Below are 20,744 nucleotides of genomic sequence, written 5' to 3' on the forward strand. Positions count from 1 at the left end.
TATTCATATAAATGAAGCACATACGAAATTTCTCCATCATCGCTCACATTGACCACGGCAAATCAACGCTCTCTGACCGTTTGATTCAAATTTGTGGTGGCCTGAGCGATCGTGAGATGGCGGCGCAAGTTCTGGACTCAATGGATCTGGAACGTGAGCGCGGCATTACCATCAAAGCGCAGAGTGTAACGCTCGATTACAAAGCGCTGGACGGTGAAACTTACCAGCTCAATTTTATCGATACTCCCGGTCACGTTGACTTCTCCTATGAAGTATCCCGCTCTTTGGCGGCATGTGAAGGAGCATTGCTGGTGGTCGATGCAGGTCAGGGCGTTGAAGCACAGACGCTGGCTAACTGCTACACCGCAATGGAAATGGATCTGGAAGTGGTACCGGTACTGAACAAAATCGACTTGCCAGCGGCCGATCCGGAACGTGTGGCGGAAGAGATTGAAGATATCGTTGGCATCGACGCCACTGACGCGGTGCGTTGCTCGGCGAAAACCGGTGTTGGCGTACCTGACGTGCTGGAGCGCCTGGTGCGCGATATTCCGCCGCCAGAAGGCGATCCAGAAGGCCCGCTGCAAGCGCTGATCATCGATTCATGGTTCGATAACTACCTTGGCGTCGTGTCACTGATCCGTATTAAGAACGGTACGCTGCGCAAAGGCGACAAAGTTAAAGTCATGAGTTCCGGCCAAAGCTACAACGCTGACCGCTTGGGCATCTTCACGCCGAAGCGCGTGGATCGCAACGAATTGAACTGCGGTGAAGTCGGCTGGTTGGTGTGTGCTATTAAAGACATCCTCGGCGCGCCAGTGGGCGATACGCTGACCTTGCAGCGCAATCCTGCGGAGAAAGTGCTGCCGGGCTTTAAGAAAGTGAAGCCACAGGTTTACGCCGGTCTGTTCCCGATTAGCTCTGACGACTATGAAGCGTTCCGTGATGCGTTGGGCAAATTGAGCCTCAACGATGCGTCGCTGTTCTATGAGCCAGAGAGCTCAACGGCGCTGGGCTTTGGTTTCCGCATCGGCTTCCTTGGTCTGCTGCACATGGAGATCATCCAGGAACGTCTGGAGCGTGAATACGATCTCGACCTGATCACCACCGCACCAACCGTAGTGTATGAAGTGGAAACCACCGACGGAGAAACGATTTATGTCGATAGCCCGTCGAAATTGCCACCGCTGAATAACATTGCCGAACTGCGCGAACCGATCGCGGAATGTCACATGCTGCTGCCGCAGGAGTTCCTCGGCAACGTGATTACGCTGTGTATCGAAAAACGTGGTGTTCAGACCAACATGGTTTACCACGGCAAGCAAGTTGCGCTGACGTATGAAATTCCGATGGCAGAAGTGGTACTCGACTTCTTCGACCGTCTGAAATCGACTTCGCGCGGTTATGCTTCGCTGGATTATAACTTCAAGCGTTTCCAAACCTCTGACATGGTGCGTGTCGACGTAATGATTAACTCAGAACGTGTTGATGCGCTGGCGCTGATTACTCACCGTGACAACTCACAATATCGTGGCCGCGACCTGGTGGAGAAGATGAAAGATCTGATCCCACGTCAGCAGTTTGATATTGCGATTCAGGCGGCAATCGGCAACCACATTATCGCTCGCTCAACGGTGAAACAGCTGCGTAAAAACGTCCTGGCGAAATGCTATGGCGGTGACGTTAGCCGTAAGAAGAAACTGTTGCAGAAGCAGAAAGACGGTAAGAAGCGAATGAAGCAGGTCGGCAACGTTGAGCTGCCGCAGGAAGCATTCCTTGCCATTCTGCATGTCGGTAAAGACAGCAAATAAGGAATTTTAATGGCTAACATGTTCGCCCTGGTTTTAGTGATTGCAACGCTGGTAACCGGTGTTATCTGGTGTATTGATCGCTTTAAATGGGCTCCGGCGCGCCGTGCTAAGCAGGCAGCAGCACAAGCGCAGGCAGGTAATTCTCTCGACAGCAAAACGCTGGCGAAAGTGGCTGCACAACCGGGTTGGGTAGAAACCACGGCATCGGTATTCCCGGTGCTGGCGGTGGTGTTGATCGTGCGTTCATTCATCTTTGAACCGTTCCAGATTCCATCGGGTTCAATGATGCCAACGCTGCTGATCGGTGACTTTATTCTGGTAGAGAAGTTCGCTTACGGCATTAAAGATCCGATTACCCAAACCACGCTGATCCCCACCGGGCATCCGCAGCGCGGCGATGTCGCGGTATTCAAGTACCCGAAAGATCCGAGCGTTGATTACATCAAACGTGTGATTGGTCTGCCGGGCGACAAAGTGGTGTTTGATCCGTACAGCAAAACCTTGACCATTAATCCGGCTTGCAGCAGCGGCAAATGCGACACTGCGCTGCCCGTGACTTACACTAGTATCGAGCCAAGCAACTTCATTCAGACCTTCAGCGGCTTTGATGGCAATGAAACCGGCAACGGCTTCTTCCAGGCACCGCAGGGCGAAACCATGAAAGGCGGCCTGCGTTTGGGCACCCGCAAAGAGACATTGGGCAGCGTAACGCACGATATCTTGCTGGTAAACGAAGCGCAGAGTCAGGCAAGCATGTATTATCAGCAGCCGGGCCAGCCGCAATCCACCTGGATTGTGCCAGAAGGGCAGTATTTCATGATGGGCGATAACCGTGATAACAGCGCCGACAGCCGCTACTGGGGCTTTGTGCCCGAGAAGAATCTGGTCGGCAAAGCGGTGGCTATCTGGATGAGCTTCGAGAAACAAGAAGGACAGTGGCCGACCGGCGTGCGCTTTAGCCGCATTGGTGGGATTCACTAATTAGCTTCAAAAAAGGTTGGCCTTCCATTCGGGAGGCCAGTGCACACGAAACAGAACAGGTTGGAACCACAGCCCTGTTTCGTATGCAGAATGACAGACGCACAGAACAACTGGAATCGCATGAACCCCATCGTCATTAACAAGCTGCAGCGCAAACTGGGCTACACTTTTACTCATCCGGATTTATTGCAGCAGGCATTGACGCACCGTAGTGCCAGCAGCAAACACAATGAACGTCTTGAATTCCTTGGCGATTCCATTCTCAGCTATGTGATTGCTAACGCGCTTTATCACCGCTTCCCGCGCGTAGATGAAGGCGATATGAGCCGCATGCGCGCAACCCTGGTGCGCGGTAATACGCTGGCCGAGATGGCGCGTGAATTCGACCTTGGCGAATGTTTGCGTCTTGGGCCGGGCGAGCTGAAAAGCGGCGGCTTCCGTCGCGAGTCAATCCTTGCGGACACCGTTGAAGCGTTGATTGGCGGCATCTTCCTTGATAGCAGCATTCAGACAGTTGAGAAGTTGATTCTCGATTGGTATCACTCGCGACTGGAGCAGATCAGCCCAGGCGATAAGCAAAAAGATCCGAAAACGCGCCTGCAAGAGTATCTGCAAGGGCGTCATCTGCCTCTGCCATCCTATTTGGTGGTGCAGGTGCGTGGCGAAGCCCACGACCAGGAATTCACCATTCACTGTCAAGTGAGTGGCATGGCAGAACCGGTGGTGGGCATTGGCTCTAGTCGCCGTAAAGCCGAGCAAGCCGCCGCCGAACAGGCGTTAATTAAGCTTGGCCTCGAATAAATAGTCACATCGCAGCGTCGACAGCGCCGCTGCCCAAGTCAGGACTCGAATGAGCGAACTCGAAACATATAGCGGCTTTGTCGCGATTGTAGGCCGACCAAACGTCGGTAAATCCACTTTGCTGAACCAGTTATTGGGGCAGAAGGTGTCGATTACGTCACGCAAGCCGCAAACCACGCGCCACCGTATCATGGGCATCCACACTGAAGGCGCTTATCAGGCGATCTACGTGGATACGCCTGGGCTGCACATGGAAGAGAAGCGGGCGATTAACCGCCTGATGAACCGTGCTGCCAGCAGTTCAATTGGTGATGTTGAGCTGATTATTTTTGTCGTTGAAGGCACGCGTTGGACGCCAGACGATGAGATGGTGCTCAACAAACTGCGTGATAACAAAGTGCCTGTGGTACTGGCGATCAACAAGGTCGACAACATTCAGGACAAGAGCATTTTGCTGCCACATCTGCAATTCCTAAGCCAGCAGATGAACTTCCTCGAAATCGTACCGATCTCAGCTGAAAGCGGTAAAAACGTGGATGCGATTGCGGCGATTGCGCGCAAATGCTTGCCAAAATCCGAACATCATTTCCCGGAAGATTATGTCACTGATCGCTCGCAGCGTTTCATGGCCTCGGAAATCATTCGTGAAAAATTGATGCGCTTCCTCGGTGCTGAACTGCCTTATTCCGTCACGGTAGAGATTGAGCAGTTTGTCTCTAACGATCGCGGGGGTTACGACATCAACGGCTTGATCCTCGTTGAGCGTGAAGGGCAGAAGAAAATGGTGATCGGTAATAAAGGCGCCAAGATCAAAACCATCGGCATTGAAGCGCGTAAAGACATGGAAGAGATGTTTGAAGCGAAAGTGCATCTTGAACTGTGGGTTAAAGTGAAATCTGGCTGGGCGGACGATGAACGTGCGCTGCGCAGCTTAGGTTACTCCGACGAAGGTTAATTCGATGGAAGGCTGGCAACGCGCCTTTGTGCTGCATAGTCGCCCTTACAGCGAAACCAGCCTCCTTCTCGATCTATTCAGCGAAAGCGAAGGGCGCATCCGCGTCCTTGCCAAAGGCGCCCGCTCGCGCCGCTCCCAACTGAAAGGGGCATTGCAGCCCTTCACGCCTTTACTCGTGCGTTGGGGCGGACGCGGTGACGTCAAAACGCTGCGCAACGCCGAAGCGGTTTCGCTGGCATTGCCACTTAGCGGCATCACGCTCTATTGCGGTTTGTACGTTAACGAACTGCTTTCACGCGTGATGGAGCAGCAAATTCCCTTCTCCGAACTGTTCTTTGATTATCTGAATTGCATCCAAACGCTGGCGGCCGGCAACGGCTCACCGGAACCGGCGCTGCGTCGTTTTGAGCTGGCGCTACTCGGGCATCTTGGCTATGGCGTTGATTTCCTGCATTGTGCTGGCAGCGGCGAAGAGATCGCTGATGGCATGACGTACAGCTATCGTGAAGAGCGCGGCTTTATCGCCAGCTTGGTGGTCAATCAACGCAGCTTTACGGGGCGCCAACTGCGCGCGTTGTGGGAACGAGACTTCCCGGATGCCGATTGCCTGCGCGCCGCCAAACGCTTTACGCGCATGGCATTGAAGCCCTATCTTGGCGGCAAGCCGTTGAAGAGCCAGGAACTGTTTCGCCAGTTTGTGCCAAAAAAGAAACCCGATGTGGCAAACGACTAGCGCTGGTCGTACCGGCTGGTATTCTTAAGCCCGTTACACTGCAAACACACTGAATACATTTGAGGATTGTCATGGCTGAGTTGCTGTTAGGCGTCAATATTGATCACATTGCCACCGTTCGTAACGCGCGTGGCACTAACTATCCCGATCCGGTCCAGGCGGCATTTGTCGCTGAACAAGCGGGTGCGGACGGCATTACCGTGCATCTGCGCGAAGATCGTCGTCATATCACCGATCGTGACGTGCGTATTTTGCGTGACACCATTCAGACGCGCATGAACCTGGAGATGGCGGTCACCGACGAGATGATCGACATTGCCTGCGAGATCAAACCGCATTTCGTTTGTCTGGTGCCGGAAAAGCGTCAGGAAGTCACCACTGAAGGTGGATTGGATGTGGCGGGGCAGCAGGACAAAATCAACGCAGCGGTGCGCTTGCTGAGCGAAGCGGGCATTTTGGTGTCGCTGTTCATCGATGCCGATCATCGCCAGATTGAAGCGGCAGTTGCCAGCGGCGCACCTTACATCGAAATTCACACCGGGGCTTATGCCGAAGCGCCTGAAGGTTTAGAGCGTCAGGCTGAACTGTCACGCATCCGTAAAGCCGCCACCTTTGCCGCCGGTCTCGGTTTGAAGGTCAATGCCGGTCACGGTTTGACTTACCACAACGTGCAGCCGATTGCTGAGTTGCCAGAAATGCATGAGCTGAATATCGGCCACGCCATTATTGGTCGTGCACTGTTCAGCGGCCTGGCGGATGCGGTGGGCGAGATGAAGCAACTGATGCGGGAAGCGCGTCGCTAATGGCGATTCTCGGACTCGGTAGTGACATCGTAGAGATCGAGCGCATTGCTGGCGTGATTGAACGTTCAGGCGATCGTTTGGCGCGCCGCGTGTTAAGCGAAGCCGAGTGGCAGCAATATCAGGCGCACCAGCAACCGGTGCGCTTTCTTGCTAAGCGTTTCGCGGTGAAAGAGGCGGCGGCCAAAGCCTTTGGTACCGGCATTCGCGGCGGCCTGGCGTTCAATCAGTTCGAAGTGTACAACGATGCGCTGGGGAAACCGGGGTTACGTTTCTTTGAGCAGGCCAAAGTGATTGCCAGTCAACTTGGTGTGCAGCATGTGCATGTCACGTTGGCCGATGAACGTCATTACGCCTGTGCAACCGTAATTATCGAAAATTAGTGATGTAGCAAAACAAACTTATCCCACAGCGCCTCGCGGCTTTCCGGGTGCTGGGGATCGCTGATGATGGTGTTATCAATCGGGCAGACGCTTTGGCAGGTCGGCACATCATAATGGCCCACGCACTCGGTGCAGCGGTCAACATCGATCTCATAGATCGCGTCACCTAAACTGATTGCCTGGTTTGGGCATTCAGGTTCGCACATATCGCAATTGATGCATTTGGTGGTGATCAGCAGGGCCATAGTGGACGTCCAATAACAGCAGAAAAGGCGCGGGTATTATACGCGCCTCAGCTCATCAGACCAGCTTTTTCACCAACTCTTCGCTATGACGAATATGGCTGGAAGCGCGTTCCGGATCGTTTTGCACCAATGCCATAAACAGCAAATCGGTGAGCGCCAATTGTGCGCTGGTGGAGGAGATGGCTGCGCTGCGCGTGCTTTGCTCCTCGGCAACCGTATACAGGCAAATGGTGGCAACTTGTTGCAATGAGTTGGGCGTAAAGCCGGTGAATGCCAGCACATCAGCACCAATTTGCGCTGCTTCCTGCGCCGCCAGATTGATTTCACGCCGTTCGCCAGTATAGGAAATGGCCAGCAGCACATCGCCCGGCGCCATCGCTTGCACGCTGGCCAGTAGCGCATGCATGTCTTGTTCTGCGACCGCGTTGATGCCGATCTTCATCAGCTTCCAGGAAAAATCTTTCGCCACCAAACCTGAAGCACCGATGCCAACCAGCAGAATACGATTAGCATTTTTCAGCAGTTGCAGGGTTTGCAGCAGCTTTTCTTCGGTGTTGATATCCAGGGTGGCGCGGATGGCTGAAATCTTCTCGGTCAGCAGCTTTTCACCCACTACTTTCAGCGGATCGTCGCTGAGAATATGGTTATGCACGGTAATCGCATCGCGATCGGCCATCGATTCGCTCAATGCCAGTTTTAGCGCCGGGAAGCCTTTGTAGCCCAACTTCTGAGCAAACTTCACCACGCTCGACTGGCTGACGCCCGCTTCTTCGGCCAGTTTTTGTGAACTCAAATGCCGTGCCCGATCCGGCTGCGACAGCAAAAAATCCGCCAGACGACGCTCATTCAGAGCCAGTCGTGGGTAGAGCTGACGAATTCGCAGCAATGAACTCATGGTTCGATCCTTAATTCTTTCATTTGCTAGCAGCGCGTAAACCCAAAAGAATAAACTATTCAGCTGGCATTGTAGTCATTGGAATTAAAAATAGCAGCTTTCGCTGCGAGCCGTGAAGCTGGCTACACTGTAGGGCAGAAACCGCAAAGAATTGAGAAGGAGTGTTGTTTGACTAAGGGTACGCAACGACGCGTGGTGTTTTTCGATCTCGACGGCACGCTGCATCAGCAGGACATGTTTGGCACCTTTATGCGCTATTTGCTGCGACGCCAGCCTCTCAACCTGCTGCTGGTGATCCCGCTGCTTCCGGTGATTGGGCTAGGCATGTTGATTAAAGGACGTGCGGCGCGCTGGCCGATGAGTTTGCTGCTGTGGGCGATCACTTTCGGTCACAGTGAAAAGCGCCTTCGCGAGCGTGAAGCCGAGTTCGCTGAGTGGTTCCGCCAACGCGTTACGGCTTTTCCAGTGGTGCAGCAGCGTCTCACCGATTACCTCAGCAGTAACGATGCCGATGTCTGGCTGATCACCGGTTCGCCGCAATCGCTGGTGGAACAAGTCTACTTCGATTCCGCTTTTTTGCCGCGTGTGCAACTGATCGCGAGCCAGATGACGCCGGGACGCGGCGGACGTTTGTTGGCGATGCGCTGTCTCGGTCATGAAAAAGTGGCGCAGCTTGAAGAGAAAATCGGCACGCCATTGCAGTTGTATAGCGGCTACAGCGACAGCAAGCAGGACAACCCGCTATTGTTCTTCTGCCAGCATCGTTGGCGCGTAACGCCGCGCGGCGAGCTGCAACAACTGGAATAACGCTTCGATTCCGCAAGCAGCATGGCTATAATGCGCCGCCTTAAATGCCCGCAGGAGTTGTCTGGTGAACCCACAAACTGATGAATATTGGATGCGTTATGCGCTGGAACTGGCTAAATGTGCGTGGGAGCAGGGCGAAGTGCCGGTTGGCGCGGTATTGGTGCAAGGCGACAAAGTGATTGGCGAAGGTTGGAATCGGCCGATTGGTCAGCACGATCCCACGGCGCATGCCGAAATCATGGCGCTGCGTCAGGGCGGCAAAGTGTTGGAAAATTATCGTCTGCTGGACACCACGCTGTACGTTACCTTGGAACCCTGCGTGATGTGCGCCGGTGCAATGGTGCACAGCCGCATTACGCGTTTGGTGTATGGCGCGAAAGACGAGAAAACCGGTGCGGCCGGTTCTCTGCTGGATGTGATTGGTCATCCCGGTATGAATCATCAAATTCAGATTGATTGTGGTGTGCTGGCAGAAGAGTGCGCGGGGATGTTAAGTGACTTCTTCCGTATGCGTCGTGAGCAAAAGAAGGCGCTGCGTCAGGCGCAGCGCGCAGATTAATTCATCGCAATCTTTGGTTCCACCGCCGGGTAACCGGCGCCTAATTCCGCTTCCAGCGCCGATTGCTGCGCTAAGCGCTTCTCTTGCTCCTGCAAATATCCCACCAGACTGATCTGATATTTACGGATGTTCTCAACGTAGTTGTAGGCTTCGTGCCCGCGCGCGTAGCCGTAAGTGGTTTGCGCGTAGTAACGCTTCTGGCTGAGCATCGGTAGGCGCAGCTTCACATCCGCCCAACTATCCGGATTACCGCCCTGTTTTGATGTCAACTTGCGCGCGTCCAGCATGTGCGCATAACCCATGTTATAAGCCGCTAAAGCAAACCAGATACGTTCATCTTCCGGAATGGTGTCCGGCACTTTTTCCATCATACGTTTGAGGTATTCGCTGCCACCACGGATGCTTTGTTCCGGATCGAGACGATCGTCAACATCCAGGCTGTCGGCGGTATTGCGCGTCAGCATCATCATGCCGCGCACGCCGGTGGGCGACGTCGCCTGCGGATTCCAGTGCGATTCCTGGTACGAGATCGCTGCCAGCAAGCGCCAGTCCATGCTGGCTGCATATTTCTCAAACAGCGGTTTGATATCCGGCAGGGTGCTATCAATGGCACGCAGGAAGGTGCGAGTATCCACGTAATCGAAGGTGCCTACGTGGCCGAGATACTTCTCTTCCAGCCGGGCCATGGTGCCTTCTTCGCCCATTTGGCTGTAGAAGTCGAGCATCGCCGCATTCAGGCTATCGTCATCGTTACGCGGCAAATACCAGGTCACCGGCTCTTCATCCGTCACATCAAACGCCACAGCTAACTGTGGATGAATACGCTGCAACAGGCCGATGGTGACGGAATCGCCCACGGTGTAATCGAGTTTGCCGTCGGCCACCGCTTCGAGCAGCGCTTTCTGGCCTTGATCGGCGGAAATCGCCCAGTCGAGATCGGGATAGCTGTCAGCTTTGGCGGAACGTAAAGTTGACAGATATGCCGAACCGGACTGCACAATCAGGCGGCCTTTAAGATCGCCGAGGTTTTTCGGTCGAGGCTTATCAATGCGGTACACCAGCTGTTGCGACACCGAATAGTAGCTTGGGCCACTTTGGTAGTGCGCAAGGCGCTCGCTGTTATAAATCAGGCCGGCTGCCAGCAAATCGGCTTTGCCATCATCCAAGTCATCAAACAGGTCGCCGAGGTTAGGACGCACCTCCACTTCCAGTTTCACGCCAAGATAATCGGCGAAGCGCTTCGCCAGCTCATAGTCCATGCCCGCTGGTGCATTATTGATGGTGTAGTAAGTCAGCGGAGAGTTTACGGTACTGATGCGCAGCACTCCGCGTGATTTGATCTGTGATAGCGCGTCTGTTCCGCCCCCGTACCACGGGATGGATGGCCACAATGCTAGCGCAAGCAGCACGGTGATCAGACCGATAAACAGATAGTTTATTTTTAGGCGTTTCAAATAGTTATCTCGTAATGGCTCACAGGCCTCTGTCTTTTAAAGGCAGTATTTGTGTTGTTTTAACTCCCAGAGCGAGGGGCATTTTGCGCAACAAAGCGGGGCAGGGCAACTTTTATAGCAAGAATTGTGCAAAAATCAGCCAAATGCCAAGTGCCAGAATTTATGCGCAAACGGTTTCGTAACCGGTGACGTTTCTCTATAATACCGCCCGTTTTCCCCTGTTGCGCCCAATGAAGCGTCGCCCGGCACTTCAAAGACGAGAGATCTTTAATGATGGAAATTCTGCGTGGTTCGCCCGCTCTGTCGGCATTTCGTGTAAACAAACTGCTGACCCGCTTTCAGGACGCTCACCTTCCAGTGAGTGATATTTACGCCGAGTACGTCCATTTTGCCGATGTCAGTGCACCGCTCAGCGCGGATGAAAAAGCCCGCCTGCAACGTCTGCTGAAATACGGTCCTTCTCTCGCCGAGCATGCGCCACAAGGGCGTCTGTTGCTGGTAACGCCGCGTCCCGGCACCATCTCTCCCTGGTCATCGAAAGCCACCGATATCGCGCACAACTGCGATTTGCCGCAAGTGTTGCGCCTTGAGCGTGGTATGGCGTTCTATGTGCAAGCCCCTGAACTGACGGAAGCGCAGTGGCAGCAACTGGCGAGCCTGCTGCACGATCGTATGATGGAAACGGTATTTGCCGACCTCAACGATGCGCAGCAACTGTTTGCCCATCATCAGCCTCAGCCGCTGAAGAGCGTTGATGTGCTGGGTGAAGGCCGCGCGGCACTGGAGCAGGCCAACCTCACCTTGGGTCTGGCGCTGGCCGATGACGAGATCGATTACCTGCTCGACGCCTTTACTAAACTGGGCCGCAATCCAAACGATATCGAGCTCTACATGTTTGCCCAGGCAAACTCCGAGCATTGTCGTCACAAGATCTTTAACGCTGACTGGATTATCGATGGCGAAAAACAGCCGAAGTCGCTGTTTAAGATGATCAAAAACACCTTCGAACATAATCCTGAGCACGTGTTGTCGGCCTACAAAGACAACGCGGCAGTGATGGAAGGTTCTGAGGTTGGCCGCTTCTACGCTGATGCGCAGAAGGGCGAATATGAGTTCCATCAGGAAGCCGCACACATCCTGATGAAAGTAGAAACCCATAACCACCCAACCGCGATTTCACCGTGGCCGGGTGCTGCGACCGGTTCCGGTGGCGAGATCCGTGACGAAGGCGCAACCGGACGTGGTGCGAAACCAAAAGCCGGTTTGGTCGGTTTCTCGGTTTCCAACCTGCGCATTCCTGGTTTTGAACAGCCTTGGGAAGAAGATTTCGGCAAACCAGAACGCATCGTTACTGCGCTGGATATCATGACCGAAGGCCCATTGGGCGGCGCGGCGTTCAACAACGAATTTGGTCGTCCCGCACTGAACGGCTATTTCCGTACCTATGAAGAGCGCGTTAACAGCCATAACGGCGTTGAGCTGCGCGGCTATCACAAGCCAATCATGCTGGCGGGCGGCATCGGTAACATCCGTGCCGATCACGTGCAGAAAGGCGAAATTGTGGTTGGCGCCAAGCTGATCGTGCTTGGCGGCCCGGCGATGAATATCGGTTTGGGCGGCGGCGCGGCATCATCTATGGCTTCTGGCCAATCTGATGCTGACCTTGATTTTGCTTCTGTACAGCGTGACAACCCAGAGATGGAACGTCGCTGCCAGGAAGTGATTGACCGTTGCTGGCAGCTGGGCGAAGCCAACCCAATTCTGTTCATTCACGATGTGGGCGCGGGCGGCTTGTCTAACGCGATGCCAGAACTGGTGAGCGATGGCGGCCGTGGCGGTAACTTCAATCTGCGCGACATCCTCAGCGATGAGCCAGGCATGAGCCCGCTGGAAGTGTGGTGTAACGAATCACAGGAACGTTATGTGCTGGCCGTCGCGCCGGCGCAACTGGCGCTGTTCGATGAACTGTGTAAGCGTGAGCGCGCGCCGTATGCGGTTATTGGTGAAGCCACCGAAGAATTGCATCTGAACCTTGCCGACCCACATTTTGATAACAAACCTATCGATATGCCGTTGGACGTGCTGCTGGGCAAAACGCCGAAGATGACGCGTGATGTATCGCGCCAGCAAGCCAAAGGCGATGCGTTGGTACGTGATGGCATCACCGTGGCAGACGCGGTCAATCGCGTGCTGCATCTGCCGACCGTGGCAGAAAAAACCTTCTTGATCACTATTGGTGACCGTAGCGTAACCGGCATGGTGGCGCGCGATCAGATGGTCGGTCCGTGGCAGATTCCGGTGGCTAACTGCGCGGTGACTACCGCCAGCCTTGATAGCTATCATGGCGAAGCCTTCTCTCTTGGCGAACGTGCGCCAGTGGCGTTGCTCGACTTCGCGGCATCCGGTCGTTTGGCCGTCGGCGAAGCACTCACCAACATTGCTGCCACCTCGATTGGTTCACTGCAACGCATCAAGCTTTCAGCAAACTGGATGGCGGCTGCGGGGCATCCGGGCGAAGACGCTGGCCTTTACGAAGCGGTAAAAGCGGTCGGCGAAGAACTGTGCCCAGCATTGGGTATCACCATTCCAGTCGGCAAAGATTCCATGTCGATGAAAACCCGCTGGCAGAACGGCACCGAACAGCGCGAGATGACTTCGCCACTGTCGCTGGTGATCACCGCCTTTGCGCGCGTTGAAGATGTCCGTCGTACCGTGACGCCACAGCTGCAAGCTGATCAAGATAACCTGCTGCTGCTGGTGGATCTGGGTAATGGCGCGAACACCTTGGGCGCGACCGCGCTGTCACAGGTTTACCGTCAATTGGGGGATAAACCTGCAGATGTACGTGATGCCGCGCAACTGGCGGGCTTCTTCAACGCCATTCAGGCGCTGGTTGCCGAGCAGAAATTGCTGGCTTACCACGACCGTTCTGACGGCGGTCTGTTAGTGACGCTGGCAGAGATGGCCTTTACCGGCCATTGCGGTATCGAAGCAGATATCGCCGCGTTGGGCAGCGATGCATTGGCCGCGTTGTTCACCGAAGAGCTGGGGGCGGTGCTGCAAATCAACGCCAGCGATCGTGCTGCGGTTGAGAAAATCTTCGCTGATCACGGTTTAAGCAACAACGTGCATGTGATTGGTAAAGCCTTGCCGGGCGATCGCTTCGTGATTCGTTCTGGCGACAGCGCGGTGTACAGCGAAAGCCGTACCACGCTGCGTACCTGGTGGGCAGAAACCACCTGGCAGATGCAGCGCCTGCGTGATAACCCGGCTTGTGCCGATCAAGAGCACGAAGCCAAGAAAAACGACAATGACCCAGGTCTCAACGTTCATCTGACCTTCAAGCCAGAAGAGGATGTGGCCGCACCGATGATCGCTACGGGCGCGCGTCCGCGTGTTGCGGTGCTGCGTGAGCAGGGCGTTAACTCACACGTAGAAATGGCAGCCGCTTTCCATCGTGCTGGTTTCACTGCGGTTGACGTGCACATGAGCGATCTGCTGGCCGGTCGTCGCGGTCTGGAAGAGTTCCAAGCGCTGGTCGCCTGCGGTGGCTTCTCTTACGGTGACGTGCTGGGCGCGGGTGAAGGTTGGGCGAAATCCATCTTGTTCAACGGCCGTGTGCGTGACGAGTTCGAAAACTTCTTCCATCGTCCACAAACGCTGGCACTTGGCGTGTGTAACGGTTGCCAGATGATGTCGAACCTGCGTGAACTGATTCCGGGCAGCGAACTGTGGCCGCGCTTTGTGCGTAACCAGTCCGAGCGTTTCGAAGCGCGTTTCAGCCTGGTAGAAGTGGCAGCAAGCCCATCGCTGCTGCTGGACGGCATGGCCGGATCGCACATGCCAATCGCCGTTTCGCACGGTGAAGGTTTTGTTGAAGTGCGTGATGGCGCGCATCTGGCACAGCTGGAGAGCAAAGGTTTGGTCGCGCTGCGCTTCGTTGATAACTTCGGCAAAGTTACCGAAAGCTATCCTGCGAACCCGAACGGCTCACCAAACGGTATCACCGCGGTGACCAACGAAAGCGGTCGTGTGACCATCATGATGCCGCATCCAGAGCGCGTGTTCCGTACCGTGAGCAACTCGTGGCATCCGGCAGAGTGGGGCGAAGACAGCCCATGGATGCGTATCTTCCGTAACGCACGTAAGCAGTTGGGATAACCCACCTAAAAGGCCGCTAATTAGCGGCCTTTTTCTTTTTGTAGGGTCGCCATTCATGGTGACCTGAGTGATATTCAACCGATGTCGGAAATTAGCGACAATATGTCCATGAGAGTGTCGCCAAAAGGTGACATTTAAATCATTGATTTTAATGCTAAGAAAATTTGCGATCTAAACCCGTTGCTGATCAGCGACACATTTAACTGACCGTTCGGTCTGTTTTCGCCCTAAGTGCCGCTGCTATGTAGGCATTTCTATGATAATCCTCACTATTTATTTCCTGGCATGATCTTTGCTATACTTATTACGTGGCTCATTCGCCTGTTTATGATTGCCCCGCATTTGCGGCTGAGCTCATAAAATTAGAATGACGCACCAAACGGAGCCTGTCGTCCACCTCACCGATAATCGCTTGCTTTGCAACGTTATCAAGCATCGGACGCAACGTTGAGTTAGGCTCCACCTATTTTGCAAGCGATGCTGCGGCGTCGCTCTCACGGCAGACCAAAAGGTCTGCCGTTTTCATTTCTGACCTTTCTTCCCTTTTGATACTTCGCTAGCATGCCAGCAGCTCACATTTAAGGAAGCGTGGTTGTGAAGAAATGGCGTCTGTTCCCCCGATCTCTGCGGCAATTAGTCTTACTGGCGTTCTTGCTGGTGCTGCTGCCGTTGCTGGTGCTGGCGTGGCAAGCGTGGGAAAGTTTGTCAGCGCTGAGTAATCAGGCGGCGGATACCAATCGCAATACCTTTACCGATGTGCGCCGCAGCGAAGCAATGGCACGCACCGCGCTGGAGCTGGAGCGCAGCTATCGACAATATTGCGTGCTCGGCGATGCTTCACTCGCGAAGCTATATCAAACGCAGTGGGCGCGCTACGGCCAAATGCTCAACAGTCACGCCGCCAGCTTGCCCGATCTGCCTTCTTTCAAGGTGCTACAAACCACTTTGCCGCCGTTGCAACAGATTCAATGTGATAACGGCAATCCCGCTGGCCAAGCCGCCAGTGCACTGGAACGTTTTTCGGATACCAATACGCAAATGGTGCAGGAAACGCGCGAAGTGGTGTTCTCACGCGGCCTGCAACTGCAACGGGAAATCGCCGATCGCGGCCAATTTTTTGGCTGGCAGGCGCTGATTCTGTTCCTGATAAGCCTGGTGTTGGTGCTGCTGTTCACTGGCATGATCATCGGGCCAGTCAAACGTGTTGAACGCATGATCAACCGGCTGGGAGAAGGTAAAGCATTGGGCGAAAGTGGCAATTTTGGTGGCCCGCGCGAAATCCGCTCGTTGGGACAGCGCATTGTCTGGCTGAGCGAACGTCTTAGCTGGCTGGAAGAGCAGCGTCACGAATTCTTGCGCCACCTCTCACATGAACTAAAAACGCCGCTCGCCAGTTTGCGCGAAGGCACCGAGTTACTGGCCGATCAGGTTGCAGGCCCGCTCAATGCCGAACAGCAGGAAGTGGTGGCGATTCTCGATACCAGCAGCCGCCACTTGCAACGGTTGATTGAACAGTTACTGGATTACAACCGCAAGCTGGCGGATGGGCCGCTGGCGTTAAAACCGGTGGCGTTAGACGACATTATCGATTCGGTGCTTAAAGTCCATTCGTTGCCTGCGAATGCGCGTGCAATGAAAACCCACGTTGATCTGCAAGTGCATCACTGCCAGGCGGAAGCGACGCTATTGCAACGAGTTATCGATAACCTTTACTCGAACGCCGTGAACTACGGCAGCGAATCCGGTAACATCTGGCTGCACAGCCAGCAGAAGGGCAACCAGGTGTGGATTGAGGTGGCAAACACCGGCACACCGATTCCGGCTGAAGAACAGGCGATGATTTTTGAGCCCTTTTACCAGGGCAGCCAACAGCGCAAAGGGCCGGTTAAAGGCAGCGGACTGGGCCTGAGTATCGCAAAAGATTGTCTGCGCAGGATGCACGGCGATTTGCAGTTGGTGACGCGCAAGGATGCGGATGTTTGTTTTCGTATCATTTTGACTACCAGCGCCGGGAATGCCTGATCAATGAAACTAACCCCACTCAAATTTGTGACCTGCGCGTTGATGGCACTTGGCCTCAGTGCCTGCCAAACACCTTCACAAGATCGTGCCCAGCACGATGGTGCCAGCTTGCCAGAACCCGACATGCGTCTGGCGGATTATCTGGCGACCGATTGCCAAAATGTCTGGCAGATTGAAACGCCTGCCGCGCAGAACAACCCCCTTTATTGGCAGCGTGCGATTGATTGTGGCGAACGCTTATCGCCTGCTGAAGCACGCGCAGAGGCACGACGCTGGCCGGTACAAGGCTGGGCGCGCGCCTTCAAGCAAGGCATCTTGCTGGCCAATGGCAATATCACACCGGTGGAACGCCGCGATTACATCGCGACCTTAGACGGTTACAGCATGTCCTATCCGGCGGCGGTGCGGCCTTTATTACAGCTCTGGCGCAGCAATCAGGCGGCACAACTGGAACTCAGTGAAGCGCGTGGCCGTTACGCTGCGCTGCAGCAGAGCAACGATGCTGAGATGGATACGCTGCGCCAGCATCAAACTGCGCTGCGCCAATCGCTGGCTGATACTCAACGTAAGCTGGAACGTCTTACAGACATCGAACGCCAGTTATCATCGCGTAAAGCCCCCGACAGCAGTGAGACATCGCATGGTGCCAGCGATGCGCAAAGTGAGGATCAGTGACCATGAAACAGGCCGCACGCTTACTGCTGGTCGATGACGATCCGGGCTTACTCAAACTGCTTGGCATGCGCTTAAGCAGCGAAGGTTATCAGGTGGCAACCGCGGCCAGCGGACCGGAAGCCTTGAGTCATCTGCAAAAAGAGAAGGTCGATTTGGTGATCAGCGATCTGCGCATGGATGAGATGGACGGATTGGCGCTGTTCGCGGAGATCCAGAAACGGCATACCGGTTTGCCGGTGATTATTCTGACCGCGCACGGTTCCATCCCGGAAGCCGTTTCTGCCACGCAGCAAGGCGTATTCAGTTTCCTGACCAAACCGGTTGATCGTGATGCGTTGTATAAGGCGATAGATGAAGCGCTGGCACAGCGTGCACCGATCAGCGATGACGCCTGGCGCGAGGCAATTGTGACGCGCAATCCGCTGATGCTGCGCTTGCTCGAGCAGTCGCACATGGTGGCACAATCCGACGTCAGTGTGCTGATCAATGGCCAAAGCGGCACCGGTAAAGAGGTATTGGCGCAGGCGATTCATGCTGCCAGCCCGCGCGCTGCTAAACCGTTTATTGCGATTAACTGCGGCGCGTTGCCGGAGCAACTTTTAGAATCGGAGCTGTTTGGTCACGCTAAGGGCGCGTTTACCGGCGCGGTTAGCGCACGAGAAGGGCTGTTCCAGGCGGCGGAAGGCGGTACGTTATTCCTCGATGAAATCGGCGATATGCCGCAAGCGTTGCAGGTGAAACTGCTGCGTGTATTGCAGGAGCGCAAAGTGCGTCCGCTGGGCAGTAACCGCGATTTGGATATCAATGTGCGCATTATTTCGGCGACCCACCGCGATTTGCCAAAGGCGATGGAGAAGAAGAGTTTCCGCGAAGATCTCTATTATCGTCTCAACGTGGTGAACCTGAAGATCCCTGCATTGCATGAGCGCGCGGAAGATATCCCGTTATTGGCTAACCATTTATTGCGCCAGTCCGCCGATCGCCACAAACCCTTTGTGCGCAGCTTCTCGGTGGATGCGATGAAGCGTTTGGTCAGTGCCGCCTGGCCGGGCAATGTGCGGCAATTGGTCAACGTGATTGAGCAATGTGTGGCGTTGAGCACCGCGCCGGTGATTGGTGACGCGCTAGTCGAGCAGGCGCTGGCGGGTGAAAATACCGCGCTGCCGACCTTTGTTGAGGCGCGTAATCAATTTGAGCTGAATTATCTGCGCAAGCTGCTGCAAATGACCAAAGGAAATGTGACGAATGCAGCGCGTCTGGCTGGACGCAACCGTACAGAATTCTATAAGCTGCTGTCACGCCATGAGCTAGATGCCAGCGAATTTAAAGAGTAGCCTGCTGCGCCAGCGTCAGGAACACGTATACTTATAGTTATCCGTCCATCATGGAGGGAGTAAAAAAAGGATCTGTCATGAAAAAGATCGATGCAATTATCAAACCATTCAAACTCGATGATGTGCGTGAAGCGCTTGCTGAAGTCGGCATCACCGGGATGACGGTCAGTGAAGTGAAAGGCTTTGGTCGCCAAAAAGGCCACACCGAACTGTATCGCGGCGCTGAGTACATGGTCGATTTTCTGCCAAAAGTGAAAATCGAAATGGTGGTAGGTGACGATATCGTCGATACCTGCGTTGAAACCATTATGAAAACTGCGCAGACCGGCAAAATTGGTGACGGCAAAATCTTCGTCTTCGACGTTGCGCGCGTGGTGCGTATTCGTACCGGTGAAGAGGACGAAGAGGCGATTTAAGCCCCTTCGCATGTTGCCTATAAAAGCCTGCATTGCGCAGGCTTTTTTCTTTTACAGCACTTTGTGTGGGCCAAACACTTCGTAATGAATGCGATCGGCACTGACACCGGCATCAACCAACTGGCATGCGACAAACTGCATAAACACCAGCGGGCCGCACAGCCAAAACTCGCGTTCGCTCTGATTTAACGTCTCAGAAACGCTGGCTAAATCCATCAAGCCCTGCGCGTCATAATGTCCAGCATCTGCGCTAGCAGGCTGGCGATACCACACGTGGCTGGTGAAGTTCGGCAAGCGCGCGCCAAGTGCTTTTACTTCCTCTGCAAAGGCATGCTGCGCACCTGTTTCGGCGGCGTGTAACCAATTCACCGCGGCAGGATGTTGTTGCTCTGCCAGATTCGCCAGCATGGCGAGCATCGGGGTTTGGCCGACGCCCGCAGAGATCAGTGTAATCGGCGTTGTCGGTTGTGCTTGCAGGAAGAAATCTCCGGCTGGCGCGGCGCATTGCACAATATCACCCACTTGCGCGTTATCGTGCAGCCAATTGGACACGCTACCCAACTCTTCGCGTTTCACCGCAATGCGATAGGATTTGCCGTTCGGCTGGTGCGTTAAAGAGTATTGGCGATGTTGGATATGCTCGCTTGCTGCGGGTTGCAGGCTAATTGCCAAATATTGGCCGGGCAGGAATGTCGCAACAGGTTGGCCGTCGTTGGGCACCAGCTCAAAGCTTTTGATTACCGCGCTTTCCTGCTTAATGGTGCGAATGCGGAAGTCTCGCGTACCGCGCCAGCCGCCATTTTTCTCTTCGGATTCACGGTAAATTGCTTCTTCGCGCTGAATAAATACATCGGCGAGTACGCCATACGCTTTGCCCCATGCGGTCAACACTTCTTCACCCGGATGTAGCAGTTCATCAATGGTCGCCAGCAGATTTTCACCAACGATGGCATATTGCTCTGGCTGGATGCTCAGACTGGCATGTTTCTGCGCAATTTTTTCCACCGCTGGCAATAATACCGCCAGATTTTCCAGGTTGCTGCCGTACGCCACAATGGCATTGAACAGCGCTTCTCGCTGATCGCCACTGCGCTGATTATTCATGTTGAATACGTCTTTCAATTCTGGATGCTGCGTGAGTAGGCGCTGGTAAAAATGGCCGGTTAGCTGTGGGCCGATTTGGGCAATGGCGGGCAATGTTGCTTTGATGGTCGCAATGGTTTGTGCGTCAAGCATGGTGATGTCCTTAGGGGGTAAATTAAACATGTATTTTAAATGCATCTTAAGGTCATTATTTGAGGCTGTAAATCCCCCTTGATACATAAGGAATAGGCAATCAAGGCGACCACCAGCTCACAAATCTGAAATTCATGTGCTGAAAATGTGAGGAAATATCGTGATTTTTAGGCTTGCAAAAAAGCGTAAAAAACCCGTTCCAGCGCCATGCCAAACGTTTGCGCAAAAAGTGGGGGTTGGCGCTACCGTCACCTGTCAAAACCGTTTACACTGTTCGCCTTCGCCCCTTACCGGGGCCTAAACTGCCTTTAAAAAGTTAGCTGAGTCAGGAGAGTCCGGATGTTAAAGCGTGATATGAACATTGCCGATTATGATGCCGCGTTGTGGCAGGCTATGGAGCAAGAGAAAGTGCGTCAGGAAGAGCACATTGAACTGATTGCTTCTGAAAACTACACCAGCCCACGCGTAATGCAGGC

The 20,744-nt window shown here is 54.3% G+C and carries 18 protein-coding genes and 1 pseudogene; 15 read left to right on the top strand and 4 right to left on the bottom strand.

Annotated features, from left to right (window positions below; all coding sequences use genetic code 11):
• Positions 1–11 precede the first annotated feature (11 nt).
• The 7 genes from lepA to acpS all read left to right on the top strand — a co-directional run bounded on the left by lepA (position 12) and on the right by acpS (position 6,464).
• A complete protein-coding gene (gene lepA / locus ABDW13_RS20850; RefSeq protein ID WP_007886170.1) occupies positions 12–1,811 on the top strand; it encodes a translation elongation factor 4 in 1,800 nt (599 codons plus the stop codon).
• A 9-nt stretch (positions 1,812–1,820) separates the two neighbouring features.
• Positions 1,821–2,792 (top strand): signal peptidase I, encoded by a 972-nt coding sequence (lepB, locus tag ABDW13_RS20855; RefSeq protein WP_343554450.1) that lies wholly within the window; start codon positions 1,821–1,823, stop codon positions 2,790–2,792.
• 120 nt (positions 2,793–2,912) lie between these two features.
• The gene (gene rnc, locus ABDW13_RS20860; protein WP_036620136.1) at positions 2,913–3,593 is read left to right on the top strand and encodes a ribonuclease III; all 681 of its coding nucleotides are present in this window, start codon (positions 2,913–2,915) and stop codon (positions 3,591–3,593) included.
• A gap of 49 nt (positions 3,594–3,642) precedes the next feature.
• Positions 3,643–4,548, top strand: coding sequence for a GTPase Era (gene era / locus ABDW13_RS20865; protein ID WP_343554451.1), 906 nt, complete (start codon positions 3,643–3,645; stop codon positions 4,546–4,548).
• A 4-nt stretch (positions 4,549–4,552) separates the two neighbouring features.
• Complete coding sequence (gene recO / locus ABDW13_RS20870) at positions 4,553–5,281, top strand: DNA repair protein RecO (protein ID WP_343554452.1); 729 nt, start codon at positions 4,553–4,555, stop codon at positions 5,279–5,281.
• A gap of 71 nt (positions 5,282–5,352) precedes the next feature.
• On the top strand, positions 5,353–6,084 hold the full coding sequence (pdxJ, locus tag ABDW13_RS20875; RefSeq protein WP_343554453.1) for a pyridoxine 5'-phosphate synthase: 732 nt from the start codon (positions 5,353–5,355) through the stop codon (positions 6,082–6,084).
• The gene (gene acpS, locus ABDW13_RS20880) at positions 6,084–6,464 is read left to right on the top strand and encodes a holo-ACP synthase (RefSeq protein ID WP_007886180.1); all 381 of its coding nucleotides are present in this window, start codon (positions 6,084–6,086) and stop codon (positions 6,462–6,464) included. The genes pdxJ and acpS overlap by 1 nt, the downstream gene beginning before the upstream one ends.
• Here acpS and ABDW13_RS20885 read toward each other — a convergent pair.
• Together ABDW13_RS20885 and ABDW13_RS20890 are read right to left on the bottom strand one after the other, a co-directional pair.
• Positions 6,461–6,709, bottom strand: a complete 249-nt coding sequence (locus ABDW13_RS20885) for a YfhL family 4Fe-4S dicluster ferredoxin (protein WP_343554454.1) — start codon at positions 6,707–6,709, stop codon at positions 6,461–6,463. The two genes, acpS and ABDW13_RS20885, sit on opposite strands and share 4 nt — an antisense overlap.
• 55 nt (positions 6,710–6,764) lie before the next feature.
• Positions 6,765–7,604 (bottom strand): MurR/RpiR family transcriptional regulator, encoded by an 840-nt coding sequence (locus tag ABDW13_RS20890; protein WP_343554455.1) that lies wholly within the window; start codon positions 7,602–7,604, stop codon positions 6,765–6,767.
• A 168-nt stretch (positions 7,605–7,772) separates the two neighbouring features.
• On the opposite strand from ABDW13_RS20890, the gene yfhb reads away from it, so the two are divergent.
• Together yfhb and tadA are read left to right on the top strand one after the other, a co-directional pair.
• Complete coding sequence (gene yfhb / locus ABDW13_RS20895) at positions 7,773–8,411, top strand: phosphatidylglycerophosphatase C (RefSeq protein WP_343554456.1); 639 nt, start codon at positions 7,773–7,775, stop codon at positions 8,409–8,411.
• A gap of 64 nt (positions 8,412–8,475) precedes the next feature.
• Positions 8,476–8,970: a tRNA adenosine(34) deaminase TadA gene (gene tadA, locus ABDW13_RS20900; protein ID WP_343554457.1), complete on the top strand. Its 495-nt coding sequence runs from the start codon at positions 8,476–8,478 to the stop codon at positions 8,968–8,970.
• Here tadA and mltF read toward each other — a convergent pair.
• Positions 8,967–10,424 carry a membrane-bound lytic murein transglycosylase MltF gene (mltF, locus tag ABDW13_RS20905; RefSeq protein WP_343554458.1) on the bottom strand — a complete coding sequence of 486 codons (1,458 nt, stop codon included), beginning with the start codon at positions 10,422–10,424 and terminating at the stop codon, positions 8,967–8,969. The genes tadA and mltF overlap by 4 nt on opposite strands.
• A 270-nt stretch (positions 10,425–10,694) precedes the next feature.
• On the opposite strand from mltF, the gene purL reads away from it, so the two are divergent.
• The 5 genes from purL to glnB all read left to right on the top strand — a co-directional run bounded on the left by purL (position 10,695) and on the right by glnB (position 19,032).
• Positions 10,695–14,585: a phosphoribosylformylglycinamidine synthase gene (gene purL / locus ABDW13_RS20910; RefSeq protein ID WP_343554459.1), complete on the top strand. Its 3,891-nt coding sequence runs from the start codon at positions 10,695–10,697 to the stop codon at positions 14,583–14,585.
• A 594-nt stretch (positions 14,586–15,179) separates the two neighbouring features.
• On the top strand, positions 15,180–16,607 hold the full coding sequence (locus ABDW13_RS20915; protein ID WP_343554460.1) for a HAMP domain-containing sensor histidine kinase: 1,428 nt from the start codon (positions 15,180–15,182) through the stop codon (positions 16,605–16,607).
• A gap of 3 nt (positions 16,608–16,610) precedes the next feature.
• Entirely contained in the window at positions 16,611–17,282 is a 672-nt protein-coding gene (qseG, locus tag ABDW13_RS20920; protein ID WP_343554461.1) for a two-component system QseEF-associated lipoprotein QseG, read from the top strand.
• Positions 17,279–18,616, top strand: coding sequence for a two-component system response regulator GlrR (glrR, locus tag ABDW13_RS20925; RefSeq protein ID WP_343554462.1), 1,338 nt, complete (start codon positions 17,279–17,281; stop codon positions 18,614–18,616). Before qseG ends, glrR begins: the two co-directional genes overlap by 4 nt.
• A 77-nt stretch (positions 18,617–18,693) precedes the next feature.
• Positions 18,694–19,032 carry a nitrogen regulatory protein P-II gene (gene glnB / locus ABDW13_RS20930; RefSeq protein ID WP_007886217.1) on the top strand — a complete coding sequence of 113 codons (339 nt, stop codon included), beginning with the start codon at positions 18,694–18,696 and terminating at the stop codon, positions 19,030–19,032.
• A 51-nt stretch (positions 19,033–19,083) separates the two neighbouring features.
• Here the strand turns inward: glnB and hmpA are convergent, their stop codons facing one another.
• The gene (hmpA, locus tag ABDW13_RS20935) at positions 19,084–20,268 is read right to left on the bottom strand and encodes an NO-inducible flavohemoprotein (RefSeq protein WP_343554463.1); all 1,185 of its coding nucleotides are present in this window, start codon (positions 20,266–20,268) and stop codon (positions 19,084–19,086) included.
• Positions 20,269–20,607: 339 nt separating this feature from the next.
• On the opposite strand from hmpA, the pseudogene ABDW13_RS20940 reads away from it, so the two are divergent.
• Positions 20,608–20,744: pseudogene (locus ABDW13_RS20940) on the top strand (serine hydroxymethyltransferase); the annotation flags it as partial.

This window comes from Pantoea sp. (assembly GCF_039594315.1).
In the GTDB taxonomy this organism is placed as follows: domain Bacteria; phylum Pseudomonadota; class Gammaproteobacteria; order Enterobacterales; family Enterobacteriaceae; genus Pantoea.

What these genes read in the sequence shown, in the direction of transcription:
- lepA (WP_007886170.1), top strand. Translation starts at nt 12, where the DNA reads ATGAAGCACATACGAAATTTCTCCATCATCGCTCACATTGACCACGGC.
- lepB (WP_343554450.1), top strand. Translation starts at nt 1,821, where the DNA reads ATGGCTAACATGTTCGCCCTGGTTTTAGTGATTGCAACGCTGGTAACC.
- rnc (WP_036620136.1), top strand. Translation starts at nt 2,913, where the DNA reads ATGAACCCCATCGTCATTAACAAGCTGCAGCGCAAACTGGGCTACACT.
- era (WP_343554451.1), top strand. Translation starts at nt 3,643, where the DNA reads ATGAGCGAACTCGAAACATATAGCGGCTTTGTCGCGATTGTAGGCCGA.
- recO (WP_343554452.1), top strand. Translation starts at nt 4,553, where the DNA reads ATGGAAGGCTGGCAACGCGCCTTTGTGCTGCATAGTCGCCCTTACAGC.
- pdxJ (WP_343554453.1), top strand. Translation starts at nt 5,353, where the DNA reads ATGGCTGAGTTGCTGTTAGGCGTCAATATTGATCACATTGCCACCGTT.
- acpS (WP_007886180.1), top strand. Translation starts at nt 6,084, where the DNA reads ATGGCGATTCTCGGACTCGGTAGTGACATCGTAGAGATCGAGCGCATT.
- ABDW13_RS20885 (WP_343554454.1), bottom strand. Translation starts at nt 6,709, where the DNA reads ATGGCCCTGCTGATCACCACCAAATGCATCAATTGCGATATGTGCGAA.
- ABDW13_RS20890 (WP_343554455.1), bottom strand. Translation starts at nt 7,604, where the DNA reads ATGAGTTCATTGCTGCGAATTCGTCAGCTCTACCCACGACTGGCTCTG.
- purL (WP_343554459.1), top strand. Translation starts at nt 10,695, where the DNA reads ATGATGGAAATTCTGCGTGGTTCGCCCGCTCTGTCGGCATTTCGTGTA.
- qseG (WP_343554461.1), top strand. Translation starts at nt 16,611, where the DNA reads ATGAAACTAACCCCACTCAAATTTGTGACCTGCGCGTTGATGGCACTT.
- glnB (WP_007886217.1), top strand. Translation starts at nt 18,694, where the DNA reads ATGAAAAAGATCGATGCAATTATCAAACCATTCAAACTCGATGATGTG.
- hmpA (WP_343554463.1), bottom strand. Translation starts at nt 20,268, where the DNA reads ATGCTTGACGCACAAACCATTGCGACCATCAAAGCAACATTGCCCGCC.